Here is a 19577-nt window from a genome sequence, read left to right on the forward strand (position 1 = left end):
AAGCGGCAGCGCTCAGTCGATCGCGCAACCGCCGGCGGCGGCCATCGGACCCACCGGCGCCGGGGCCGGGGCCCCGATCGTCGGCAGCCCGAGCATCACACCCGCCGGCTGCGTCGACGGTGCCGCCGTGCGCCGCTCCCAGGCGTCGCCGGCACGGGTGCGGCGCACCGACAGTGCCGGGCGCTCGGCCAGCAGGTGGTGCGGGGCCGCGTAGGTAATCTCGACCGTCACCATGTCACCCGGCCTGACCGGCCGGCCCTCGGGCCGCTCGAAATGCACGAGACGGTTATCGGGAGCACGGCCGGACAGCCGGCGGGTGGCGTCGTCCTTGCGCCCCTCGCCTTCGGCGACCAGCACCTCGACCGTGCGGCCGACCTGCGTCTTGTTCTGCTCCCAGGAGATCTCCTCCTGGAGCGCGACCAGCCGCTCGTAGCGCTGCTGGACGACGGCCTTGGGGATCTGGCCGTCCATCTCCGCGGCGGGGGTGCCGGGCCGCTTGCTGTACTGGAAGGTGAAGGCCTGCGCGAAGCGCGCCTCACGGACCACGTGCAGGGTCTGCTCGAAGTCCTCCTCGGTCTCGCCGGGGAAGCCCACGATGATGTCGGTGGTGATCGCGGCATCCGGCATCGCGGCCCGTACCTTCTCGATGATGCCCAGGTAGCGGTCCTGCCGGTACGACCTGCGCATCGCCTTCAGCACCCGGTCCGAGCCCGACTGCAGCGGCATGTGCAGCTGGTGCATCACGTTCGGGGTCTGCGCCATCGCCGTGATCACGTCGTCGGTGAAGTCGCGCGGGTGCGGGGAGGTGAAGCGGATCCGCTCCAGACCCTCGACAGCGCCGGTGGCACGCAGCAGCTTGCCGAACGCCTCGCGGTCGCCGATGTCGGAGCCGTAGGCGTTGACGTTCTGGCCGAGCAGGGTGACCTCGATGACGCCCTCGGCGACCAGCGCCTCGACCTCGGCCAGCACATCGCCCGGCCGGCGGTCCTTCTCCTTGCCGCGCAGCGCGGGCACGATGCAGAACGTACAGGTGTTGTTGCACCCCACCGAGATCGCGACCCACGCGGCATAGGCCGACTCGCGGCGGGAGGGGAGCGTGGAGGGGAAGGTCTCCAGCGACTCGACGATCTCGACCTGGGCCTCTTCGGCGATCCTGGCCCGCTCCAGCAGGACCGGCAGCTGGCCGATGTTGTGCGTGCCGAAGACCACGTCGACCCATGGCGCACGCTTCACGATGGTGTCGCGGTCCTTCTGCGCCAGGCAGCCGCCCACGGCGATCTGCATGCCCGGCCGGGCGGCCTTCTTCGGCACCAGCTGGCCGAGGTTGCCGTAGAGCCGGTTGTCGGCGTTCTCCCGCACCGCACAGGTGTTGAAGACGACGACGTCCGCGCCGTCGGCGCCCTCGGGCGCCCGCACGTAACCGGCGCCCTCAAGCAGGCCGGACAGCCGCTCGGAGTCGTGGACGTTCATCTGACACCCGTAGGTGCGGACCTCGTAAGTACGCGCGCTCATAACAATCCCCCAGAGTACGTGGTTCCCGGGCGGTGTCTCCCCCCGCCTCACGCCGCCCGCGGACGGCCGGGTACGGCTCCGTAACCGCTGCCGCGCGGACCGCAGGCCCCGGTCGGTATCCGTCGCCCCTTCCGCGTGTCAGTGCAGCCTGGCAGGATCGCGGGGCATGGACCTCCCCCGTCTCCGCCTGCCGTGGCCGCAGGGCCGCCGTGCCTGGCGGCGGCGGGCGTTGCAGAGCGTGCTGGCCTCCGGATCGGCGCTGGCGCTGCTCCTGTGGTGGCTGCTTCCGGCCGGCGGCCCGGACTACCCGCGAGCTCCGCTGTCCTTCGCCACGGGTGTCGCCAACGGGGTGTACGAGAAGTACGGAACGCTGCTGCAGAGCGACCTGCGCACAGCGCTGCCCGGGGTCGACGTCACGTTGCAGCACACCGAGGGATCCGTCGACAACATCAAGCGGCTGGTGTCGGGGCGCTCCGACTTCACCATCGCGGCGGCCGACGCGGTGGCGAGTTACGACGGTCCCGGGAAGTCCCGGCTGCGGGCGGTCGCGCGCCTCTACGACGACTACATGCAACTGGTCGTGCCGCACGATTCCCCTGTCACGTCGATCCGCGACCTGCGCCATATGCGGGTGGGGGTGGGCCAGGCCGACTCCGGCGTCAATCTGATCACCCGCCGGCTGTTCGACGCGGCCGGCATGGACATGAACAAGGACGTGACGGCGGAGCCGGTCGGCATCGACCAGGCGCCCGCGATGCTGCTCGACGGCCGGCTCGACGCCTTCTTCTGGTCCGGCGGACTGCCGACCGCCGCGGTGTCCGCGATGGCCTCCCCGGCGGCACGGATCAAACTGGTGCAACTCGGCGACGTGGTGGCGCCGCTGCACGCGATGGGCGCCGACATGGCCTACTACCGGCAGGCGGTGATGCCCGCCGACGCCTATCCGGGGGCACAGGGCGGCAAGGCCGTGCCGACCGTCGCGGTCGCCAACCTGCTGGTCACCACGGACCGTGCCGACGCCGGCCTGGTGGAGCGGCTGACCCGGGCGGTGATCGACAGCCGGGACGCGATCGGCAGCGTCGTGCACGCCGCCCAACTCGTCGACCTGCGGACCGCGGTGTTCACCGACCCGCTGCCGCTGCACGTGGGCGCGGAGCGGTACTACCGCTCGGTGAAACCGTAGCCCTACCGGCCCTTGCCGGAGCCGCCGTCGCTTCCGCGGGAGGCCCTACGGTGCCACCGCCGGTGCCGCGCCCGGCACGGAGAGGGTGACCGCGAGGCCGCACGGTTGGTGGTGGCTGTACGCGATGGCGCCGCCGCCCTGGCTGAGCAGCGCTCGGGCAATGGACAGGCCGAGCCCCGAGCCCTGCACGTTCTGGTGCCGGGCGCTGCGCCAGAAGCGGTCGCCGATCCTGGACAGTTCGTCGTCCACCAGTCCCGGGCCGCCGTCGGCGACCACGATCGTGGCACTGTCCCCGGCGGTCGCGACGACGACCATGACGGTGCCACCTGCGGGGGTGAACTTGATCGCGTTGTCCAGCACGGCGTCCAGCGCACTGGACAGGGCGACGGGGTCCGCCCATCCGGTCACCTCGGTGCCATCCGGCGGCGCGCTGAAGTCCATCACGACGCCCGCCCGGTCGGCGACCGGCCGCCAGGCAGCCGTGCGGGTGCGCGCCATGGCCACAACGTCCATGGGGTGCAGATGGCTGCCGGAGTTCTCGGCCAGCGCCAGACCCAGCAGATCGTCGAGCACCTGCGCCAGCCGGTGGCCCTCCTCCATGACCGACTCGGCCTCGGTGTGGCCCTCGGGCAGTTCGAGGCCGAGCAGCTCGATCCGCAGCAGCAGTGCGGACAGCGGATTGCGCAACTGGTGGGAGGCATCCGCGACGAAGGCGCGCTGCTGGTCGAGCACCGCCTCGACGTTGTCGGCCATCTCGTTGAACGACCTGATCAGGCGTCGCAGTTCCGGCGGGCCGCCGGCGGCGCCGACCCTGGACTTCATCCGGCCGGTGGCGATGTCGTGGGTGACCCGGTCCAGGGTGGCGACCGGCAGCAGCACCCAGCCGGTCAGCCGTACCGCGCACAGCACGGCGATGACCATCGCGGCGAGCTCGCCGGCGGCCAGCAGCAGCCAGCCGTGCAGAATGCGCGAACGCAGGGCGCCGGTCGGCGAGTCGGTGACGACGACCGCCACCACGTCGCCGTCCCGCACGATCGGCGACGCGATGGCCAGCCTTCGGTGCTGCCAGGGCCAGACCTGCGCCGGATCGTGGGCGCGCCGGCCCAGCAGCGCGGACTCGTAGGCGTCGTAGAGCTCGCCCCGCGCGGGCAGTCGCCAGCTCTTCGGGGCCGTGGCCATGGCGCCGCTGTCGCGGTAGAAGACGCCGGCGCTGATGCCGTACAGCTGCTGGTATCTGGCGAGTTCCGCGCGCAATGTATGCAGCCTTTCGCCGTCCACGCTGTCCACCACGGACTTCTGCTCGTCGCGTGCGGTGACGAACTGCGCGAGCGCGGCGAAGCGGGTGGTGTCGTCGATCCGGTCGACGACGACGCGCTGCTGCTGAGCCGCGGCCAGGCTCGCGGCGAGCGGGATACCGAGCGCCAGCAGGACGCCCGCCATCAGCACGATCAGCAGCGGAAGCAGTCGGGAGCGCACGATGCGGCACCGGGCCTGTCGGCGGGTCAGCCGGCGGACGGCACGACGAGGCGGTAGCCGACGCCGCGCACCGTCTCGATCATGGCCGGGGTGCGCAGCTTGGAACGCAGCGACGCCACATGGACCTCAAGGGTGCGGCCGGTGCCCTCCCACGCGGTCCGCCACACCTCGCTGATGATCTGCTCCCGGCGGAAGACCACTCCCGGCCGCCCGGCGAGCAGCGCCAGCAGGTCGAACTCCTTGCGGGTCAGCACGATCGGATCGCCGTCCACGGTGACCCGGCGGGTGGGCAGTTCGATGGCGATCGGGCCGAGCACCAGCCGGGTGCGCTGCGCGGCGGGTAGGGCGGTCTGCGCGGCAGGTACGGCGCCGGGCGGCGCCCCGGGGGGCAGCAGGCCGGTCGGGTTGAGCGGCGGGCGGCGGCTGACGGCATGGATGCGGGCGAGCAACTCCCCGGTGTCGTACGGCTTCACGATGTAGTCGTCGGCGCCCAGGTTGAGACCGTGGATCCGGGATCTGACATCGGCGCGGGCGGTCACCATGATCACCGGCGTGGCGGTCCTGCGCCTGATCCGGCTGCACACCTCGAATCCGTCCTGGTCGGGCAGCCCGAGGTCGAGCAGGACGCAGTCGAAGGCCGGGCCGCCGTCGGGCAGCAGCGCCTGGATCGCCTCCTCACCGCTGCGGGCGTGCCTGACGTCGAATCCGTGCTTGCCGAGGAGTGCGGAGACGGCCGCGGCAACCCGGTCGTCGTCCTCCACCAGCAGCAGCCGCATCTGGGGTCTCCTCCCTCTGTCCTGCGACGTCCGACCGCATCCGGCCAGGATCGTACGTGCCCGACATCTGTGACCGAATCCACGCCGATCGGCCGGGGGTGCGTCAAGGGGGTACCGGCTCACGGTGCCGACCGTTACCGAGCCGGTACGCGTCAAGCGGGCCGTGCGGCGCATACGGCATGCGCCCGATGCGCCGCCCGCGCACCGCGCCGACGTGCGACTGTCGCTTGACGTGGGCAGGCGCAGTGGGTTGCATACGCTTTGTGACCGCACTTCTTCCGGGGGCCGCTCAGTGGACCCGGTGATCGTCGCGGGGGCGGGCCCGGTGGGCCTGACCCTCGCCCTCGCGCTGGCCCGCCGCGACGTCCCCGTCATCCTCCTGGACGAGGCGGAGGTGATCGCCGACGCCGAGGGGCTGCGGCGCTCGCGCACCGCCGTGCTGGGTCCGGCGGCCGTCGCGCTGGTCGAGCGGCTGGGCTGCCCCGCCGTGCGCGAGGACGGCATCGCCTGGACCGGCTGGCGCACCGTGCGCCGCCGTGCCGAGGTGGCGCGGATCGACTTCGGAGCGGATGACGCCCCGCTGCACATCGCACAGCACCGGCTGGAGAACGGCCTGCGGCAGGCGCTGCTGGGCTGCGGCTCCGTCCGCATCGTGGCGGGCTGCCGGGTGGACGCGCTGGAGCAGGACGGCCATGGGGTCACAGTGCACACCACAGGCTCGCACGAGACGTGGTGGCGGGGCAGTCACCTGGTCGGGTGCGACGGCCCGCGTTCGACGGTGCGCAAGCTGCTGGGGGTGCGCTTCCCGGGACGCACGGCGGTGGACCGACACGCCGTGGCCGTGGTGCGCGCCGAACTGCCCGAGCCGGGCGTGGCGCTGCTGCACCGTGACCCGCCGGGCGCGCCGGCCGGCCAGGAGGTGACGGCGCGGCCGCTGCCCGACGGGCTGTGGCGGCTGGACTGGCTGCTGCCGGTGCAGGCCCGCGCGCTCACCCCCGACGCCCTGGTGGAGCGGCTGCGCGGCACGCTCACCGCCTGGTGCGGCAGCGTCGTGCCGTACGAGGTCGTGGGCTCCGCCGACTACTCGGTGCACCAGCGGCTGGCCAGGCGCTGGCGGTCCGGACGGGTCTTCCTGGCCGGGGACGCCGCACATCTGATGGGCGCGCTCGGGGCGCAGAGCGTCGAGGAGGGGCTGCGGGACGCCGAGAACCTCTCCTGGAAGCTGGCCCTCGCCTGGCACGACGGCGCCTCCAAGCTGCTGCTCCACAGCTACGAGGCCGAGCGGCGCGGCGCGGTCGGCGCCCGGCTGAGGGCCACCGACCAGGTGCTTCCGCTGCTCCGGGCGAGCGGCACCTGGCAGACCGTGCGCCAGTCGGTGCTGTCGGGGTCGGCACGCGGGCAGGCGGAACTGCTGACCGACAGCCACCTGGGGCGCGGCGCCGCGGCCGGCTCCCGGGTCTACGCGCGGTCGCCGCTGGCGCTGCCCGCACCGCGGTCGGGCGGCGGCAGGTCCGGGGCGTCGCCACTGGTGGCGGGGTGCGACACCCCGCCGGGCGGCCAGGTCGTCGACGTGCAGGTGACAGCGCTCGACGGCACGGTCGGACGGTTGCGGGACCGGCTGGGCCAGGGGCTGGTCGTGCTCCTGATCGCGCCAGGCACCGGGGTGTGGGAGAGCAGGCACTGGTTGACGGCCGGGCTGATGCCCCGGCTGGCGTCGGCGGTGGCCGCGCTGCCCACGTCCGCGGAGCTGCTGGTGGCCGAGACCTATCCGGGCGCGACGGCGCACAGCGTGCTGCTGATCCGGCCGGACGGACATCTGGTCACGGCCATGGTCGGCTGCCGCCCCGCCGAGCTGTACTCCTACGCCGACCTGGCCCGCGGCGGTCCGCCGACCGCGGTCGGCGGCGACGAGGACGACGGGCCGGACGGCGACGCCCCGGACGGCGGTGGTCAGCACCCCGCTGCCCGCCGAGTGCCGGGGAGCGGCGCATCGGGTGCGCGCGTCAGCGGGCGTACGCGGTAGGCGTCGGCCGGTGCGGGTCGCGTGCCGGCCGGCGGCCACTTGGCTGGGCTACTCCCACGGGTCCAGCCCCTCGGTGCCGGGCCAGGACTCGGCACTGTCGGCGTCGGCCTCCTTCTCCCGGGCGAGGGCGTCGCGGACCACTCGCAGAGCCAGCCCCTCGCCATATCCCTTGCGGGCGAGCATCCCGGCCAGTCGCCGGATCCGCCGGTCCCGGTCCAGACCGCGGGTACCGGGCAGCCGCCGCTGCACGAGGGCTCGGGCCGTCTCCTCCTCCTGCTCGGCGTCGAGCAGGCCGACGGCCTCGGTCACCAGCTCGGCCTCCACCCCGCGGTGCCGCAGCTCTTGGGCGAGGGCCCGCCGGGCCAGGCCGCGGCCGCGGTGCCGGGACTCCACCCATGCGTTGGCGAACGCCTGGTCGTCGATCAGTCCCACGTCCTGGAAGCGCTCCAGGACGTGTTCCGCGACCTCGTCGGGGATCTCCCGCTTGCGCATGGCGTCGGCGAGCTGCCGGCGTGTGCGAGGAGTCCCGGTGAGCAGGCGCAGGCACAGCGCCCGCGCCTGCTCCTCGGGATCGAGCGGCGGCTCTTGCGAGGCCCTCGACTCGGAAGAGCCGCCGCGCTCCTGGGACCTGCGCGCCATGGCGTCAGGCCTTGGCAGCGGTGGCCTTGGCAGCCTTCTTCGGCGCCGGCGCCGGCGCCGGGACCTCGGCCTTGGCCGGCACCACGGCACCTGCCGCGTCGGGGCCCGGCAGCGCCGCCGGCGCCTCGGTCCGGGGGACGCCGACGCCCAGCTTCTCCTTGATCCGCTTCTCGATCTCGTCCGCCAGGTCCGGGTTGTCCTTGAGGAAGTTGCGGACGTTCTCCTTGCCCTGGCCGAGCTGGTCGCCCTCGTACGTGTACCAGGCGCCGGACTTGCGGACGAAGCCGTGCTCGACGCCCATGTCGATCAGGCCGCCCTCGCGGCTGATGCCATGGCCGTAGAGGATGTCGAACTCGGCCTGCTTGAAGGGCGGTGCGACCTTGTTCTTGACGACCTTGACGCGGGTGCGGTTGCCGACCGCGTCGGTGCCGTCCTTGAGCGTCTCGATCCGGCGGATGTCCAGCCGGACGGACGCGTAGAACTTCAGCGCGCGGCCACCGGTGGTGGTCTCCGGCGAGCCGAACATCACACCGATCTTCTCGCGGAGCTGGTTGATGAAGATCGCGGTGGTCTTCGACTGGTTGAGCGCGCTGGTGATCTTGCGGAGCGCCTGGCTCATCAGCCGGGCCTGGAGACCCACGTGCGAGTCGCCCATCTCGCCCTCGATCTCGGCCCGCGGCACGAGGGCTGCCACGGAGTCGATCACGATGAGGTCGATGGCGCCGGAGCGGACCAGCATGTCGACGATTTCGAGCGCCTGCTCGCCGGTGTCCGGCTGGGACAGCAGCAGGTTGTCGGTGTCGACGCCGAGCGCCTTGGCGTAGTCGGGGTCGAGGGCGTGCTCGGCGTCCACGAACGCCACCGTGCCGCCGGCCTTCTGCGCGTTGGCCACCGCGTGCAGGGTCAGCGTGGTCTTGCCCGAGGACTCCGGGCCGTACACCTCCACCACCCGGCCGCGCGGCAGTCCGCCGACGCCGAGGGCCACGTCCAGGGCGGTCGACCCGGTGGGAATGACCTCGATGGGCTCATTCGGCCGGTCGCCGAGGCGCATGACGGCGCCTTTGCCGAACTGCCGTTCAATCTGCGCGAGCGCGGCGTCGAGCGCCTTGTCGCGGTCGTTTCCTGCCATGGGCTCCACCCGGGATGTCTGGTTCGATCGCTTCACGTCCACGACGCTAGCGCCTGCCACTGACAATGCGCCCGGACGTCGCTCCGGCCTGTGGATAACTCGGGCGGTCCCGGCCGGTTGTTCCGGCCCGAATCCACGCCGCCGACCCGGAAATCCGTCCGGCGCTTCCATAAGAATGGATGTTCGAATTCCGTGTCAAGCGACCCGCCGGAGCCGTCAGACCCGGGGGTCGGTCACCTCGTAGCGCCGCACGTAGGCCGCGAAGAAGCCCTGCAGAGTGGCGGTGGCGGGGATCGCGATGAGGGCGCCGACCGCGCCGAGCAGGGCCGTGCCGGCGACGACCGAGCCGAAGGCGACCGCCGGGTGGATGTCCACGGCCCGTGCGGTGATCCGCGGCTGGAGCAGGTAGTTCTCGAACTGCTGGTAGACCACGACGAAGATCAGCACCCACAGGGCGTCCCACGGGTTCTCGGTGAGTGCGATCAGGACCGGCAGCGCGCCTGCCAGGTAGGTTCCGACGGTCGGGATGAACTGCGAGACCAGCCCGACCCACACGGCGAGCGCGGGCGCGTAGGGCACCCCGAGCGCCTGGAGCAGGATGTAGTGCGCGACCCCGGAGATCAGCGCCATCAGTGCCCGGGAGTAGAGGTAGCCGCCGGTCTTGGCGACCGCGATCTCCCAGGCCCGCAGCACCTCGGCCTGCCGGGCGGGGGGAAGCATGGAGCACAGCGTGCGCCGCAGCCGCGGGCCGTCGGCGGCGAAGTAGAAGGTGAACAGCAGCACGGTGAAGATCTGGAAGACGGTGCCGACGACGGTGGCCGACAGCCCCCACACGCCGCTCGCGCCGTTCGCCAGATACGTGCGTACCCAGTTGGAGTGCAAGGCGTTGTCCCGGAGCTTGTCGGCGTCGAGGTGGGAGTGGAAGGTCCTGTTGATCCACCCGACGATGTCGTCCACGTACTGCGGCAGATTGCGCACGATGGTGCCGATCTGATCGAACAGCAGCGAACCGAGCGCCAGCACGAAGCCCGCCGCGGCGACCAGCACGATGAGCATGACCAGCCCGGTGGCAGCCCCGCGGCGGATCCCGCGGCCGGCCATCCACGCCACGGCGGGCTCGATGGCCACGGCACAGAAGAACGCGACCAGAACGTTGACGAGCAGCCCGAGAAGCCGGTCGAAGGCCCAGTGCGCGAACTGGTAGCCGGCGATGAGCGCGAGCGCCAGTACCAACGCGCGCGGCAGCCACCTGGGCATACGGGCGCGGGGTGGACGCGGGGTGCCGTGTGCACCGGGTCCGCCGGGCGGTGGCGGGGCAGGTGGTGGGGCAGGACCGGGGGTGTCGTCGCTTCCTGCCACGCGCCAAGTGTCACCTCGTGCGGGAGGAAAGTCCTGATATCGACTCATTCGGCGCAGCGAGTGCGCCCGGCGCGCATCCGGCACCGGTGCCGGACGGACACCGCAGGGTGTCCGCCCGGCATCGGGTCAGCGCCGGGCGGCGGGCACGTCCATCGCGGCGCACACGGCACGCCAGACGTCCTTGGTCTCCCAGCCGTCGTCCAGTGCCTGGTGGACCGTACGGCCGCCCAGTTCCGCCATGACATGGTCACGCGCGAAGGAGTCGGCGTAGGCGTCACCGAACTGAGCGCGCATTCGTTCCCAGAAAATCGTCAACCGCATGGCTGCCAGTATCGCGCGCCGTGCCGGTGGATCCGGCGCGGCGTCGTCATATGCCGGACAGCGCGCGTACGGCCGCGGTGACGACGACCGCCGCCGCGATGACCACCAGGAAGGGTGCCCGCAGCAGCACCGCGACCAAGGCGGCGGCGAGCCCCGCGGCTCGGGCGTCGACGGTGAGCCGCAGCTGGTCGGTCCCGAAGGTCTGCAGTGCGGTGAGCGCGGCGAGCAGCGCGATCGGCACCAGCGCCGCGAGCCGTTTGACCAGCGGCCTTTCCAGCAGCCCGGCGGGTACCGACAGGCCAAGCAGCTTCACCGCGTAGCAGCCGGCCGCGGTCAGCAGGATCGCCGTCCAGGTGCCTGCGCCGACGCTCATTGCTCCGGCTCCTGCCGTACGGGCCCGGCCGGTGCGGCGCCGGCTGCGTCGCCGGCGCGGCCGCGCCGGCGGGTGGCCAGCACCAGCGGCGCCGCCAGGGCGGCGACCAGCACCGGCACTCCGGCCGGCAGCAGGGGCAGCGCCGCCAGGGCGAGCAGCACGGCGAGCGCCGCCACGGCACGTTCGGTGCGGCCCTTGACCATGGGGGCGAGCAGGGCGAGGAAGACGGCGGGACCGGCGGCGTCCAGACCCCAGGCGGCGGGGTCGCCGAGCGCGGCGGCGCCCAGCGCCCCGAGCAGGGTGGTGAGATTCCACAGCACGTACAGGCTCGCGCCGGTCACGGTGAAGCCGAGCCTGGCAGCAGCCTCGCCCCGTTGGGCGAGCGCCACCGCGGACGTCTCGTCGATGACCCACTGCGCCGCCAGCGGGCGCAGCGCCGCCCGGAAGCGGAGGAGCTGTGAGAGCCGCAGACCGTAGAAGGCGTTGCGGGCGCCGAGGAAGAGCGCGCCGGCCGTCGCCGCGAAGGGGTTGCCGCCCGCGCCGAGCGCTCCGACCAGGGCGAACTGGGAGGCGCCGGTGAAGACCAGCAGGGACAGCGCGCAGCTCTGCGGCACCGTGAGGCCGGCGCCGGCCGCGGTCACGCCGAAGGCGAAGCCGGACAGGCCCACGGCGACTCCGACGCCGAGGGCGTCGCGGACCACGCGGGAGCGGGGTGGCGGCCGGTCCGCGGCCCGGTCGGGTATCGGTGGTGCGGTCATCCGCCCAGCTTAGGAAGCGTCCGGCAGCGGGTCTTGTACGTTCTTGCGCTCGCGCTGGTACGCCCCGGGCGGCACGCCGACGATCCGGGTGAAGTGGCGGTTGAGGTGTGACTGGTCGGTGAAGCCGACGGTGGCCGCGGTGGCCGCGGGAGCGATGCCGGCGTCCAGCAGCCTGCGGGCCTCCTTCACGCGCTCGCCGGTCAGCCAGGCGTGCGGGGGCAGCCCGTAGCGCGATCTGAACGCCCGCAGCAGCGCGAAGGGGCTGGTGCCGAGCTCGGCGGCGAGCTGTGCCAGGCTCGGCGGCTCCGCGAGCCGTGCCGCCAGCAGCTCGCGGGCCCGGGCGGCGACGGCCTGCCCGCCGGAACGGCCGCGGGCGGCGGTGGGGCCGGCACCGTGCCGGGCGAGCAGCCGGGCCAGCAGCAGCCGCAGACACGTGTCGGCCGCCAGCGCGTTGTCGCTCTCCGCGGCCGCGTGGACGTCGGCGATCATCCGGGCCGTGACGGGGTCGTGCAGGACGGTGGTGTCGAAGGCCGCGGTGCCGCGCGGCACGGAGAGGTCGGCGGCGACCGCGGCGACGACCTCCCGGGCGGGATAGAGGACCTGATAGGCCCAGCCCTCCTCGGTGCCCGCGTAGGCAGAGTGCGGTGTCTCGGGGTTGATCAGCACCACTCCGCCCGCACCGGCCAGCTCGGCCCCGTCCGGCAGGCCGATACCTTCCACTCCCGCGGTCACCACCGCGATCACGTAGCCGTCATGAGCATGCCGGGAGAAGGTGTGGCGGACATAACGGGCCCGCAGCAGGTCCACGCCGGGCAGCGCCGGGTGCTCCCAGTGTCTGGCCTGCTCGCGCGGGGTCATGCGGCCATTGTGGCGTGGCCGCGCCAGGAGTTATCCACAGGTCGCCCCGCTGACTCAGCACGCTGTCGGTCCGGCGAGGCAGGATGGTGGCATGTCCAGTCGCAACAGCCTCGACGCTTTCTCCCCCGCCACCCGCGCGTGGTTCACGGGGGCGTTCAGCGAGCCCACTCCCGCCCAGGCCGGGGCGTGGACGGCCATCGCCGAGGACTCCGACGTGCTGGTCGTCGCGCCCACCGGCTCCGGCAAGACACTCGCCGCCTTCCTGGCCGCCCTCGACAGGCTGGCGGCCACCCCGCCGCCGGCCGAGGCCCGCAGGCGCTGCCGGGTGCTGTACGTCTCCCCGCTGAAGGCCCTGGCGGTGGACGTGGAGCGCAATCTGCGCAGCCCGCTCGCCGGCCTGCGCCAGGAGTCGGTACGCCTCGGGCTGCCCGAGCCGGAGGTGCGGGTCGGCATCCGCTCCGGCGACACCCCGCCCGCCGAGCGGCGCGCACTGGTCACCAGGCCGCCCGACATCCTGATCACCACTCCGGAATCGCTCTTCCTCATGCTCACCTCCGCCGCCCGCGAGGCACTGAGCGGGGTCGAGACGGTGATCCTGGACGAGGTGCACGCGGTGGCGGGCACCAAGCGCGGTGCCCACCTGGCCCTGTCGCTGGAACGCCTCGACCACCTGCTGGAGCGGCCCGCGCGCCGGATCGGGCTGTCGGCAACCGTACGGCCGGTGGACGAGATCGCCCGCTATCTGTCCCCGCAGCGCAGGGTGACCGTCGTCCAGCCGCCGTCGCAGAAGAAGTTCCACCTCTCGGTCGTGGTGCCGGTGGAGGATCTGGCCGAGCTGGGCGGATCGCCGGTCGCCGACCAGGCAGAACACAGCGGCCCCGCAGCCGGTCCGGCCGAGCGGCCGTCGATCTGGCCGCACGTGGAGGAGCGGATCGCCGATCTGGTGCAGGCGCACCGCTCCACGATCGTCTTCGCCAACTCGCGCCGGCTCGCAGAACGGCTCTGCAACCGGCTCAACGAGATCGGCCACGAGCGGGCGGAGGGCGAGCCGCTGCCGGAGGCCCACTCCCCCGCCGAGGTCATGGCCCAGTCGGGTGCGGCCCGCGGCGCCCCGGCGGTGCTGGCCCGCGCACACCACGGGTCGGTGTCCAAGGAGCAGCGCGCGCTGGTCGAGGAGGACCTGAAAGCCGGCCGGCTGCCGGCCGTCGTCGCCACCTCCAGCCTGGAGCTGGGGATCGACATGGGGGCCGTCGACCTCGTCGTCCAGGTGGAGTCGCCGCCCTCGGTGGCGTCGGGACTCCAACGCGTCGGCCGGGCCGGCCACCAGGTCGGTGCGGTGTCCACCGGTGTGGTCTTCCCCAAGTACCGCGGTGACCTGGTGCAGTCCGCGGTGGTCACCGAGCGGATGCGGGCGGGGGCGATCGAGTCGCTGCGGGTGCCCGCCAATCCGCTGGACGTGCTGGCCCAGCAGATCGTCGCTATGACGGCGCTGGACAGCTGGGACGTCGACGAGTTGCTGGTGGTCGTGCGGCGCGCGGCGCCCTTCGCCTCCCTGCCGCACTCCGCCTACACGGCGGTGCTCGACATGCTCGCGGGGCGCTATCCCTCCGACGCCTTCGCCGAACTGCGCCCGCGCCTGGTGTGGGACCGGGTGGCGAACACGGTGACCGGCCGGCCGGGGGCGCAGCGGCTCGCCGTGACCTCGGGCGGCACCATCCCGGACCGCGGCCTGTTCGGGGTGTTCCTTGCGGGCGCCGACCCGAAGAAGGGCGGCGGCCGGGTCGGTGAGCTGGACGAGGAGATGGTCTACGAGTCCCGCGTCGGCGATGTCTTCACCCTGGGTACGACGTCCTGGCGGATCGAGGACATCACCAGGGACCGGGTGCTGGTCTCGCCGGCACCCGGGGTGCCGGGGCGGCTGCCCTTCTGGAAGGGCGACCAGCTCGGCCGCCCGCTGGAGCTCGGCCGGGCGCTGGGCGCGTGGCTGCGGGAGGTGGGCGCGCTCACCGAAGGGCCGGCCAGGGAGCGGCTGTCCGCGGCGGGCCTCGACACCTGGGCCGCCGACAACGTGCTGGCCTATCTCACCGAGCAGCGGCAGGCCTGCGGCCACATCCCCGACGACCGGACGATCGTGGTCGAGCGCTTCCGCGACGAGCTGGGTGACTGGCGGGTGATCATCCACTCCCCGTTCGGCGCGCAGGTGCACGCCCCCTGGGCGCTGGCGCTCGGCGCCCGGCTCCAGGAGAAGTACGGCCTGGACGCGCAGGCGATGCATGCCGACGACGGCATAGTGCTCCGGCTGCCGGACGCCGATCTGATGGGACTCGACCTGCTGGACGCGGCCCCGGTGCAGCACGGGGCGGAGTTCGACCCCGAGCAGTCGCCGGTCGGGGCGGCGGATGTCGCCTTCGACAAGAACGAGGTCGAGCAGCTGGTGACCGACCAGGTGGGCGGCTCCGCGCTGTTCGCCTCCCGGTTCCGCGAGTGCGCGGCCCGCGCACTGCTGCTGCCGCGCCGCAGCCCGGGCAAGCGCACTCCGCTGTGGCAGCAGCGCCAGCGGGCCTCCCAGCTGCTCGAGGTCGCCTCGGAGTACGGCTCGTTCCCGATCGTGCTCGAGGCGGTACGCGAGTGCCTGCAGGACGTCTTCGACGTGCCGGGGCTGGTGGAGTTGATGGGCGACATCGAGGCCCGCCGGGTGCGGCTGGTCGAGGTCACCACGAGCGAGCCGTCGCCCTTCGCCAGGTCACTGCTGTTCGGCTACGTCGCGCAGTTCCTCTACGAGGGGGATTCGCCGCTGGCGGAGCGGCGGGCGGCCGCGCTCTCGCTGGACTCGCGGCTGCTGGCGGAACTGCTGGGCCAGGCCGAACTGCGTGAGCTGCTGGACGCCGACGTGCTGGCCGAACTGGACCGCGAGCTGCAGTGGCTGACCGAGGACCGCAGGGCCAGGAGCGCCGAGGGTGTCGCGGACCTGCTGCGGCTGCTGGGACCGCTGACCGGGGCGGAGCTGTCGGTCAGGGGCGCGGATCCGGCCTGGGCGGAGGAGCTGGAGTCCGCCCGGCGGGCGATCCGGGTGCGCATCGCCGGCGCCGAGCACTGGGCGGCGGTCGAGGACGCGGGGCGGCTGCGTGACGCGCTGGGCACCGCGCTGCCGGTGGGGGTGCCGGTGGCCTTCACCGAGCCGGTGAAGGATCCGCTGGGCGATCTGCTGGCCCGCTACGCCCGCACGCACGGGCCGTTCACCACCGGGGAGGCGGCGGGCCGGTTCGGGCTCGGGGCAGCGGTGGCCGACGGGGTGCTGCACCGGCTGGGTGCGGCGGGCCGCGTGGTGCAGGGCGAGTTCAGGCCCGGTGGCGCGGGTCAGGAGTGGTGCGACGCGGCAGTGCTGCGCCGGCTGCGGCGCAGGTCCCTGGCGGCGCTCCGGCAGGAGCTGGAACCGGTGCCGCCGGCGACGCTGGGCGTCTTCCTGCCGCAGTGGCAGCACGTCGGCACCCACAGCCTGCGCGGGATGGACGGCCTGGCCCGGGCGGTGGAGCAGTTGCAGGGCGCTTCGGTGCCGGCGTCCGCGCTGGAGAAGCTGGTGCTGCCCTCCCGGGTCACCGGCTACAGCCCGGCGATGCTGGACGAGCTGACCGCCTCCGGGGAGATCCTGTGGGCAGGCGCCGGTGCGCTGCCCGGCAAGGACGGCTGGGTGTCGCTGTATCCGGCCGACACGGCTCCGCTGCTCCTGCCCGCCCCGCAGCCGTTGGAGCTCACCCCGGTGCATCAGGCCGTGCTGACCGCGCTGTCCGGGGGCTACGGGCTGTTCTTCCGGCAGATCGCCGACCAGGTGCGGGCCGGCGGCCTGGATGTCACCGAGCCGCAACTCGCCGACGCCGTCTGGGATCTGGCCTGGTCGGGCCGGCTCACCAACGACACGCTGGCGCCGCTGCGAGCCCTGCTCGGATCCGGCCGCACCGCGGGGGCGACCGCGCACCGGGCACCCCGGGCGGTGCCGCGCGGCCGCTACAGCTCGCTGGCCTCCCGGGCCGTGCCCCGCGCCACCGCGTCACGCAACGGCCCGCCGACCACCGCGGGGCGCTGGTCGCTGCTGCCGGTGGCCGAGCAGGACCCCACCCTGCGGGCACATGCGCTCACCCATGCGCTGCTCGACCGGCACGGGGTGGTGACCCGGGGCGCGGTCGCGGCGGAAGGGGTCGAGGGCGGTTTCTCGGCGGCGTATCGAGTGCTGGCGGCGTTCGAGGAGACCGGCCAGGCACGGCGCGGCTATGTGATCGAGGGGCTGGGGGCCGCGCAGTTCGCGATGGACGGAGCGGTGGACCGGCTGCGGGCGCTGAGCACGGCCCGCGAGCGGGAGGAGGAGCAGACCGGCCGCGCCAGGACGGTGGTGCTGGCCGCCGCGGACCCGGCCAACCCGTACGGCGCCGCGCTGCCGTGGCCCGAGCAGCCGGCGGGCGTCGGACACCGGCCCGGGCGCAAGGCGGGCGCCCTGGTCGTGCTCACCGACGGGGAAGTCGCCCTCTACGTGGAGCGGGGCGGCAAGACGCTGCTGGCCTGGCCCACCGACGAGATACGGACGCAGGCCGCCGCAGACGCGCTGGCGCTGGCGGTGCGGGAGGGGGCACTGGGCAGGCTCACGGTCGAGCGGGCCAACGGGGAGTCCGCGCTGACCTCACCGCTGGGCCGGGCACTGGAGGCGGCGGGCTTCCACGCGACACCGCGCGGGCTGCGCCTGCGGGACTCCCGCTGACCGATGCGAGCCCGCGGGCGCGGCAGCCGGCGGCCCCCGCTCCCCCGACCGCCACGCGGGCGGGCATGATGGAGGGGTGCCTGAAGGAGACACGGTGTGGCTGACCGCCCAGCGGCTGGATGCGGCGCTGGCGGGACGCCCGCTGGTGCGGGCGGAGCTGCGGGTGCCCCAGCTGGCGACGGTGGAGCTCGGCGGGCGGCAGGTGCTGGAGGTCACACCGCGGGGCAAGCACCTGCTGACCCGGTTGGAGGGCGGCTTGACACTGCACTCGCATCTGCGGATGGACGGTGCCTGGCACCTCTACGCCCCCGGGGAGCGCTGGCGGGGCGGCGCCGAGCATCAGGTACGGGCGGTGCTGGGCAACGAGGCCAGGACGGCGGTCGGCTACCGGCTGCCGGTGCTTGAGCTGCTGCCCACCGCGGAGGAGTCACAGGTCGTCGGCCACCTCGGGCCCGATCTGCTCGGTCCCGGGTGGGACGCGGCCGCGGCGCTCACCCGGCTGGCGGAGCAGCCGGAGCGGCCGCTGGGTGAGGCGTTGCTCGACCAGCGCAATCTCGCCGGGATCGGCAACGTCTACGTGGCCGAGCTGTGCTTTCTGCGCGGGGTGACCCCGTGGACGCCGTTCGGCGAGGTCGCAGCGCCGGTGAAGCTGGTGGCGCTGGCCAAGCGGCTGCTGGAGGCGAACAAGGCGCGCCCGGGCCATGTGACGACCGGGGACACGCGGCGCGGCCGCACTCACTGGGTGTACGGCAGGGAGCACCAGCCGTGCCTGCGCTGCGGCACCCCCGTCAGGGGCGGCGAGCACGGCCCGGCGGCGCAGCGGCGGGTGGCGTACTGGTGTCCGCGGTGCCAGCGCGGACCCACTCCCGGCCAGTAAGTCAGCCAGTAGGTCAGTCGCAGGCCCCTGCCCTTCAGGCAGCGGTGGCGTCCGCCTGCGCCTGCGTCTCGGCGGCCGCACGTGGTCGCCGTATTCGTACCGGCACGGCGTGCAGCGGTATCAGGCCGAGACTCCAGCCGCCCGCGGCCAGCGCGCCCTGCCAGGGGCCGACCGCCTCGGGGTGCACCGCGAGCCGCAGCAGCGCCCCCCACCACAGCGCACCCCCGGCGACGCGAGCCATGAGCACCAGCCGGCGCGGCCCCGACCGGCGCGGGGACGGTGCAGCGGGGGCGAGGGGCGAAGAAGGGTAAAGGGGGGTGGGGAGTTCCTGAAGCGCACGCACGGCCGCCTCCTCTGACCCCGAGTTCGCGGCGGGGGCCGCACACGGCGGCCCCCGTACTGCCCGTACTTCCCGCCGGAGCGGGCGAGCGGACGGTCAGGCGTTCTCGGCCTGGAACATCCAGTGGAACTTCTCGAGATCGGCGGTGAGGCCGATCAGGATGTCCTGGGTGACCGGGTCCGGCTTGTCCGTCAGTTCGATGCGTTCCCGCATCCGGGTGATCACGGCGCTCAGCGCGGCGACCATGATCTCGACGACCTCGGAATCCTTGACCCAGCCGTCCGTGACCGTGTCGATGCCGCTGGTCTTGGCGACCGTCCCGGCGCGGCCGTCCGGGCTCACGCCGATCGCCGAGGCGCGTTCGGCCACGGTGTCGGAGTGGGCCCTCGCGCTGACGACGACCTCGTCGAGCTGGAGGTGGATGGACCTGAATCGCGGGCCCACCACGTTCCAGTGCACCTGCTTGGCGAGCAGCGACAGGTCGAGGAGATCGACCAGCGCGCCCTGCAGGGCGTCTCCGACGGCCTTGCCGTCGCGTTCGGACAGAGGGCTCTTCACGACACTCATGCGGGTCTCCCAGCGGATCGACGCGTTCGGATCCGATACGGCCGGTTGTGACCGGTATCGGACCTTCACCGCCTACCCTGCCTCGCCGTTCTGAACACGGCAAAGGCAGATCCGCCGCCGCGTGGGGCGGCCGCAGGGGGTCAGGCGGCCACGACGTTCACGGTTTCCGCGGACTTCTTCGGTGCCTTGATGGTGATCCGTTCGTCCGGGGTGGACGTGACGGACGTGACCGATGTGACAGTGCCGAGCAGCGGCCGCATCGGTGCGGCAGTGGCCTCGGACGCCGCGGACTGTGCCAGCTCGGCGAGCGACAGATCGTCGCTGACCTCACGCATCACCTCGGACATCGGTACGTCCAGGGCGTCGCAGATGGCTGAGAGCAGTTCGGAGGACGCCTCCTTCTGCCCCCTCTCGACCTCCGACAGGTAGCCGAGCGAGACCCGGGCGGACGAGGAGACCTCACGCAGGGTGCGGCCCTGGCGCTGGCGCTGCCGACGCAGCACGTCACCCAGCAGGCGACGGAGCAGAATCATCGGTGGCTCCCTCCTCGGATCGCGGTACCGCATCCTTACTCGCCCCACCGTACCGCCTCGGGCACCGGCCGTGCGGGGAGCTAAGACGTGTTCACTCAGGGCTGCA

Annotated in this window: 16 protein-coding genes and 1 pseudogene; 4 read left to right on the top strand and 13 right to left on the bottom strand. The window is 73.2% G+C overall.

Annotation, left to right across the window (positions count from 1 at the left end; all coding sequences use genetic code 11):
- Positions 1-12: 12 nt before the first annotated feature.
- Positions 13-1512 (bottom strand): tRNA (N6-isopentenyl adenosine(37)-C2)-methylthiotransferase MiaB, encoded by a 1500-nt coding sequence (gene miaB, locus OG702_RS09330; RefSeq protein ID WP_327288381.1) that lies wholly within the window; start codon positions 1510-1512, stop codon positions 13-15.
- Between the two features lie 166 nt (positions 1513-1678).
- On the opposite strand from miaB, the gene OG702_RS09335 reads away from it, so the two are divergent.
- Positions 1679-2695 carry a TAXI family TRAP transporter solute-binding subunit gene (locus OG702_RS09335; protein ID WP_327288382.1) on the top strand — a complete coding sequence of 339 codons (1017 nt, stop codon included), beginning with the start codon at positions 1679-1681 and terminating at the stop codon, positions 2693-2695.
- A 45-nt stretch (positions 2696-2740) separates the two neighbouring features.
- On the opposite strand, the gene OG702_RS09340 is transcribed toward OG702_RS09335, so the two are convergent.
- Positions 2741-4171 (bottom strand): sensor histidine kinase, encoded by a 1431-nt coding sequence (locus tag OG702_RS09340; protein ID WP_327288383.1) that lies wholly within the window; start codon positions 4169-4171, stop codon positions 2741-2743.
- Positions 4172-4197: 26 nt separating this feature from the next.
- Positions 4198-4947, bottom strand: a complete 750-nt coding sequence (locus OG702_RS09345) for a response regulator transcription factor (RefSeq protein ID WP_327288384.1) — start codon at positions 4945-4947, stop codon at positions 4198-4200.
- Between the two features lie 292 nt (positions 4948-5239).
- On the opposite strand from OG702_RS09345, the gene OG702_RS09350 reads away from it, so the two are divergent.
- On the top strand, positions 5240-6970 hold the full coding sequence (locus tag OG702_RS09350) for an FAD-dependent monooxygenase (protein ID WP_327288385.1): 1731 nt from the start codon (positions 5240-5242) through the stop codon (positions 6968-6970).
- 48 nt (positions 6971-7018) lie between these two features.
- Here the strand turns inward: OG702_RS09350 and recX are convergent.
- The 7 genes and pseudogenes from recX to OG702_RS09385 all read right to left on the bottom strand — a co-directional run.
- A pseudogene (gene recX / locus OG702_RS09355) lies at positions 7019-7717 on the bottom strand (recombination regulator RecX); the annotation flags it as partial.
- A complete protein-coding gene (recA, locus tag OG702_RS09360) occupies positions 7614-8738 on the bottom strand; it encodes a recombinase RecA (protein ID WP_327288386.1) in 1125 nt (374 codons plus the stop codon). The gene recA and the pseudogene recX, both read right to left, overlap by 104 nt.
- Positions 8739-8954: 216 nt before the next feature.
- On the bottom strand, positions 8955-10097 hold the full coding sequence (locus OG702_RS09365; protein ID WP_442814351.1) for an AI-2E family transporter: 1143 nt from the start codon (positions 10095-10097) through the stop codon (positions 8955-8957).
- A 126-nt stretch (positions 10098-10223) separates the two neighbouring features.
- Positions 10224-10418, bottom strand: a complete 195-nt coding sequence (locus OG702_RS09370; RefSeq protein ID WP_327288387.1) for a DUF3046 domain-containing protein — start codon at positions 10416-10418, stop codon at positions 10224-10226.
- 46 nt (positions 10419-10464) lie between these two features.
- Complete coding sequence (locus tag OG702_RS09375; protein WP_327288388.1) at positions 10465-10791, bottom strand: AzlD domain-containing protein; 327 nt, start codon at positions 10789-10791, stop codon at positions 10465-10467.
- Positions 10788-11549 (bottom strand): AzlC family ABC transporter permease, encoded by a 762-nt coding sequence (locus OG702_RS09380; protein WP_327288389.1) that lies wholly within the window; start codon positions 11547-11549, stop codon positions 10788-10790. Before OG702_RS09380 ends, OG702_RS09375 begins: the two co-directional genes overlap by 4 nt.
- A 9-nt stretch (positions 11550-11558) precedes the next feature.
- The gene (locus OG702_RS09385) at positions 11559-12407 is read right to left on the bottom strand and encodes an AraC family transcriptional regulator (RefSeq protein ID WP_327288390.1); all 849 of its coding nucleotides are present in this window, start codon (positions 12405-12407) and stop codon (positions 11559-11561) included.
- Between the two features lie 91 nt (positions 12408-12498).
- On the opposite strand from OG702_RS09385, the gene OG702_RS09390 reads away from it, so the two are divergent.
- Together OG702_RS09390 and OG702_RS09395 are read left to right on the top strand one after the other, a co-directional pair.
- Positions 12499-17154 carry an ATP-dependent helicase gene (locus OG702_RS09390; RefSeq protein WP_327288391.1) on the top strand — a complete coding sequence of 1552 codons (4656 nt, stop codon included), beginning with the start codon at positions 12499-12501 and terminating at the stop codon, positions 17152-17154.
- Between the two features lie 76 nt (positions 17155-17230).
- Positions 17231-18031: a DNA-formamidopyrimidine glycosylase family protein gene (locus OG702_RS09395; protein ID WP_327288392.1), complete on the top strand. Its 801-nt coding sequence runs from the start codon at positions 17231-17233 to the stop codon at positions 18029-18031.
- A gap of 34 nt (positions 18032-18065) precedes the next feature.
- Here OG702_RS09395 and OG702_RS09400 read toward each other — a convergent pair whose 3' ends face one another.
- The 3 genes from OG702_RS09400 to OG702_RS09410 all read right to left on the bottom strand — a co-directional run bounded on the left by OG702_RS09400 (position 18066) and on the right by OG702_RS09410 (position 19471).
- Positions 18066-18272, bottom strand: a complete 207-nt coding sequence (locus tag OG702_RS09400; protein ID WP_327288393.1) for a hypothetical protein — start codon at positions 18270-18272, stop codon at positions 18066-18068.
- Positions 18273-18467: 195 nt separating this feature from the next.
- Entirely contained in the window at positions 18468-18938 is a 471-nt protein-coding gene (locus OG702_RS09405; protein WP_327288394.1) for a Dps family protein, read from the bottom strand.
- A gap of 140 nt (positions 18939-19078) precedes the next feature.
- The gene (locus OG702_RS09410) at positions 19079-19471 is read right to left on the bottom strand and encodes a helix-turn-helix domain-containing protein (protein ID WP_327288395.1); all 393 of its coding nucleotides are present in this window, start codon (positions 19469-19471) and stop codon (positions 19079-19081) included.
- Positions 19472-19577 lie beyond the last annotated feature (106 nt).

Origin of the sequence: Streptomyces sp. NBC_01198 (assembly GCF_036010485.1) — a bacterium.
Classification (GTDB): Bacteria; Actinomycetota; Actinomycetes; order Streptomycetales; family Streptomycetaceae; genus Actinacidiphila.

Excerpts from the sequence above, each read along its gene's own strand:
- miaB (WP_327288381.1), bottom strand. The coding sequence starts at position 1,512 with ATGAGCGCGCGTACTTACGAGGTCCGCACCTACGGGTGTCAGATGAAC.
- OG702_RS09335 (WP_327288382.1), top strand. The coding sequence starts at position 1,679 with ATGGACCTCCCCCGTCTCCGCCTGCCGTGGCCGCAGGGCCGCCGTGCC.
- OG702_RS09345 (WP_327288384.1), bottom strand. The coding sequence starts at position 4,947 with ATGCGGCTGCTGCTGGTGGAGGACGACGACCGGGTTGCCGCGGCCGTC.
- recA (WP_327288386.1), bottom strand. The coding sequence starts at position 8,738 with ATGGCAGGAAACGACCGCGACAAGGCGCTCGACGCCGCGCTCGCGCAG.
- OG702_RS09370 (WP_327288387.1), bottom strand. The coding sequence starts at position 10,418 with ATGCGGTTGACGATTTTCTGGGAACGAATGCGCGCTCAGTTCGGTGAC.
- OG702_RS09375 (WP_327288388.1), bottom strand. The coding sequence starts at position 10,791 with ATGAGCGTCGGCGCAGGCACCTGGACGGCGATCCTGCTGACCGCGGCC.
- OG702_RS09380 (WP_327288389.1), bottom strand. The coding sequence starts at position 11,549 with ATGACCGCACCACCGATACCCGACCGGGCCGCGGACCGGCCGCCACCC.
- OG702_RS09385 (WP_327288390.1), bottom strand. The coding sequence starts at position 12,407 with ATGACCCCGCGCGAGCAGGCCAGACACTGGGAGCACCCGGCGCTGCCC.
- OG702_RS09390 (WP_327288391.1), top strand. The coding sequence starts at position 12,499 with ATGTCCAGTCGCAACAGCCTCGACGCTTTCTCCCCCGCCACCCGCGCG.
- OG702_RS09400 (WP_327288393.1), bottom strand. The coding sequence starts at position 18,272 with ATGGCTCGCGTCGCCGGGGGTGCGCTGTGGTGGGGGGCGCTGCTGCGG.
- OG702_RS09405 (WP_327288394.1), bottom strand. The coding sequence starts at position 18,938 with ATGAGTGTCGTGAAGAGCCCTCTGTCCGAACGCGACGGCAAGGCCGTC.
- OG702_RS09410 (WP_327288395.1), bottom strand. The coding sequence starts at position 19,471 with ATGATTCTGCTCCGTCGCCTGCTGGGTGACGTGCTGCGTCGGCAGCGC.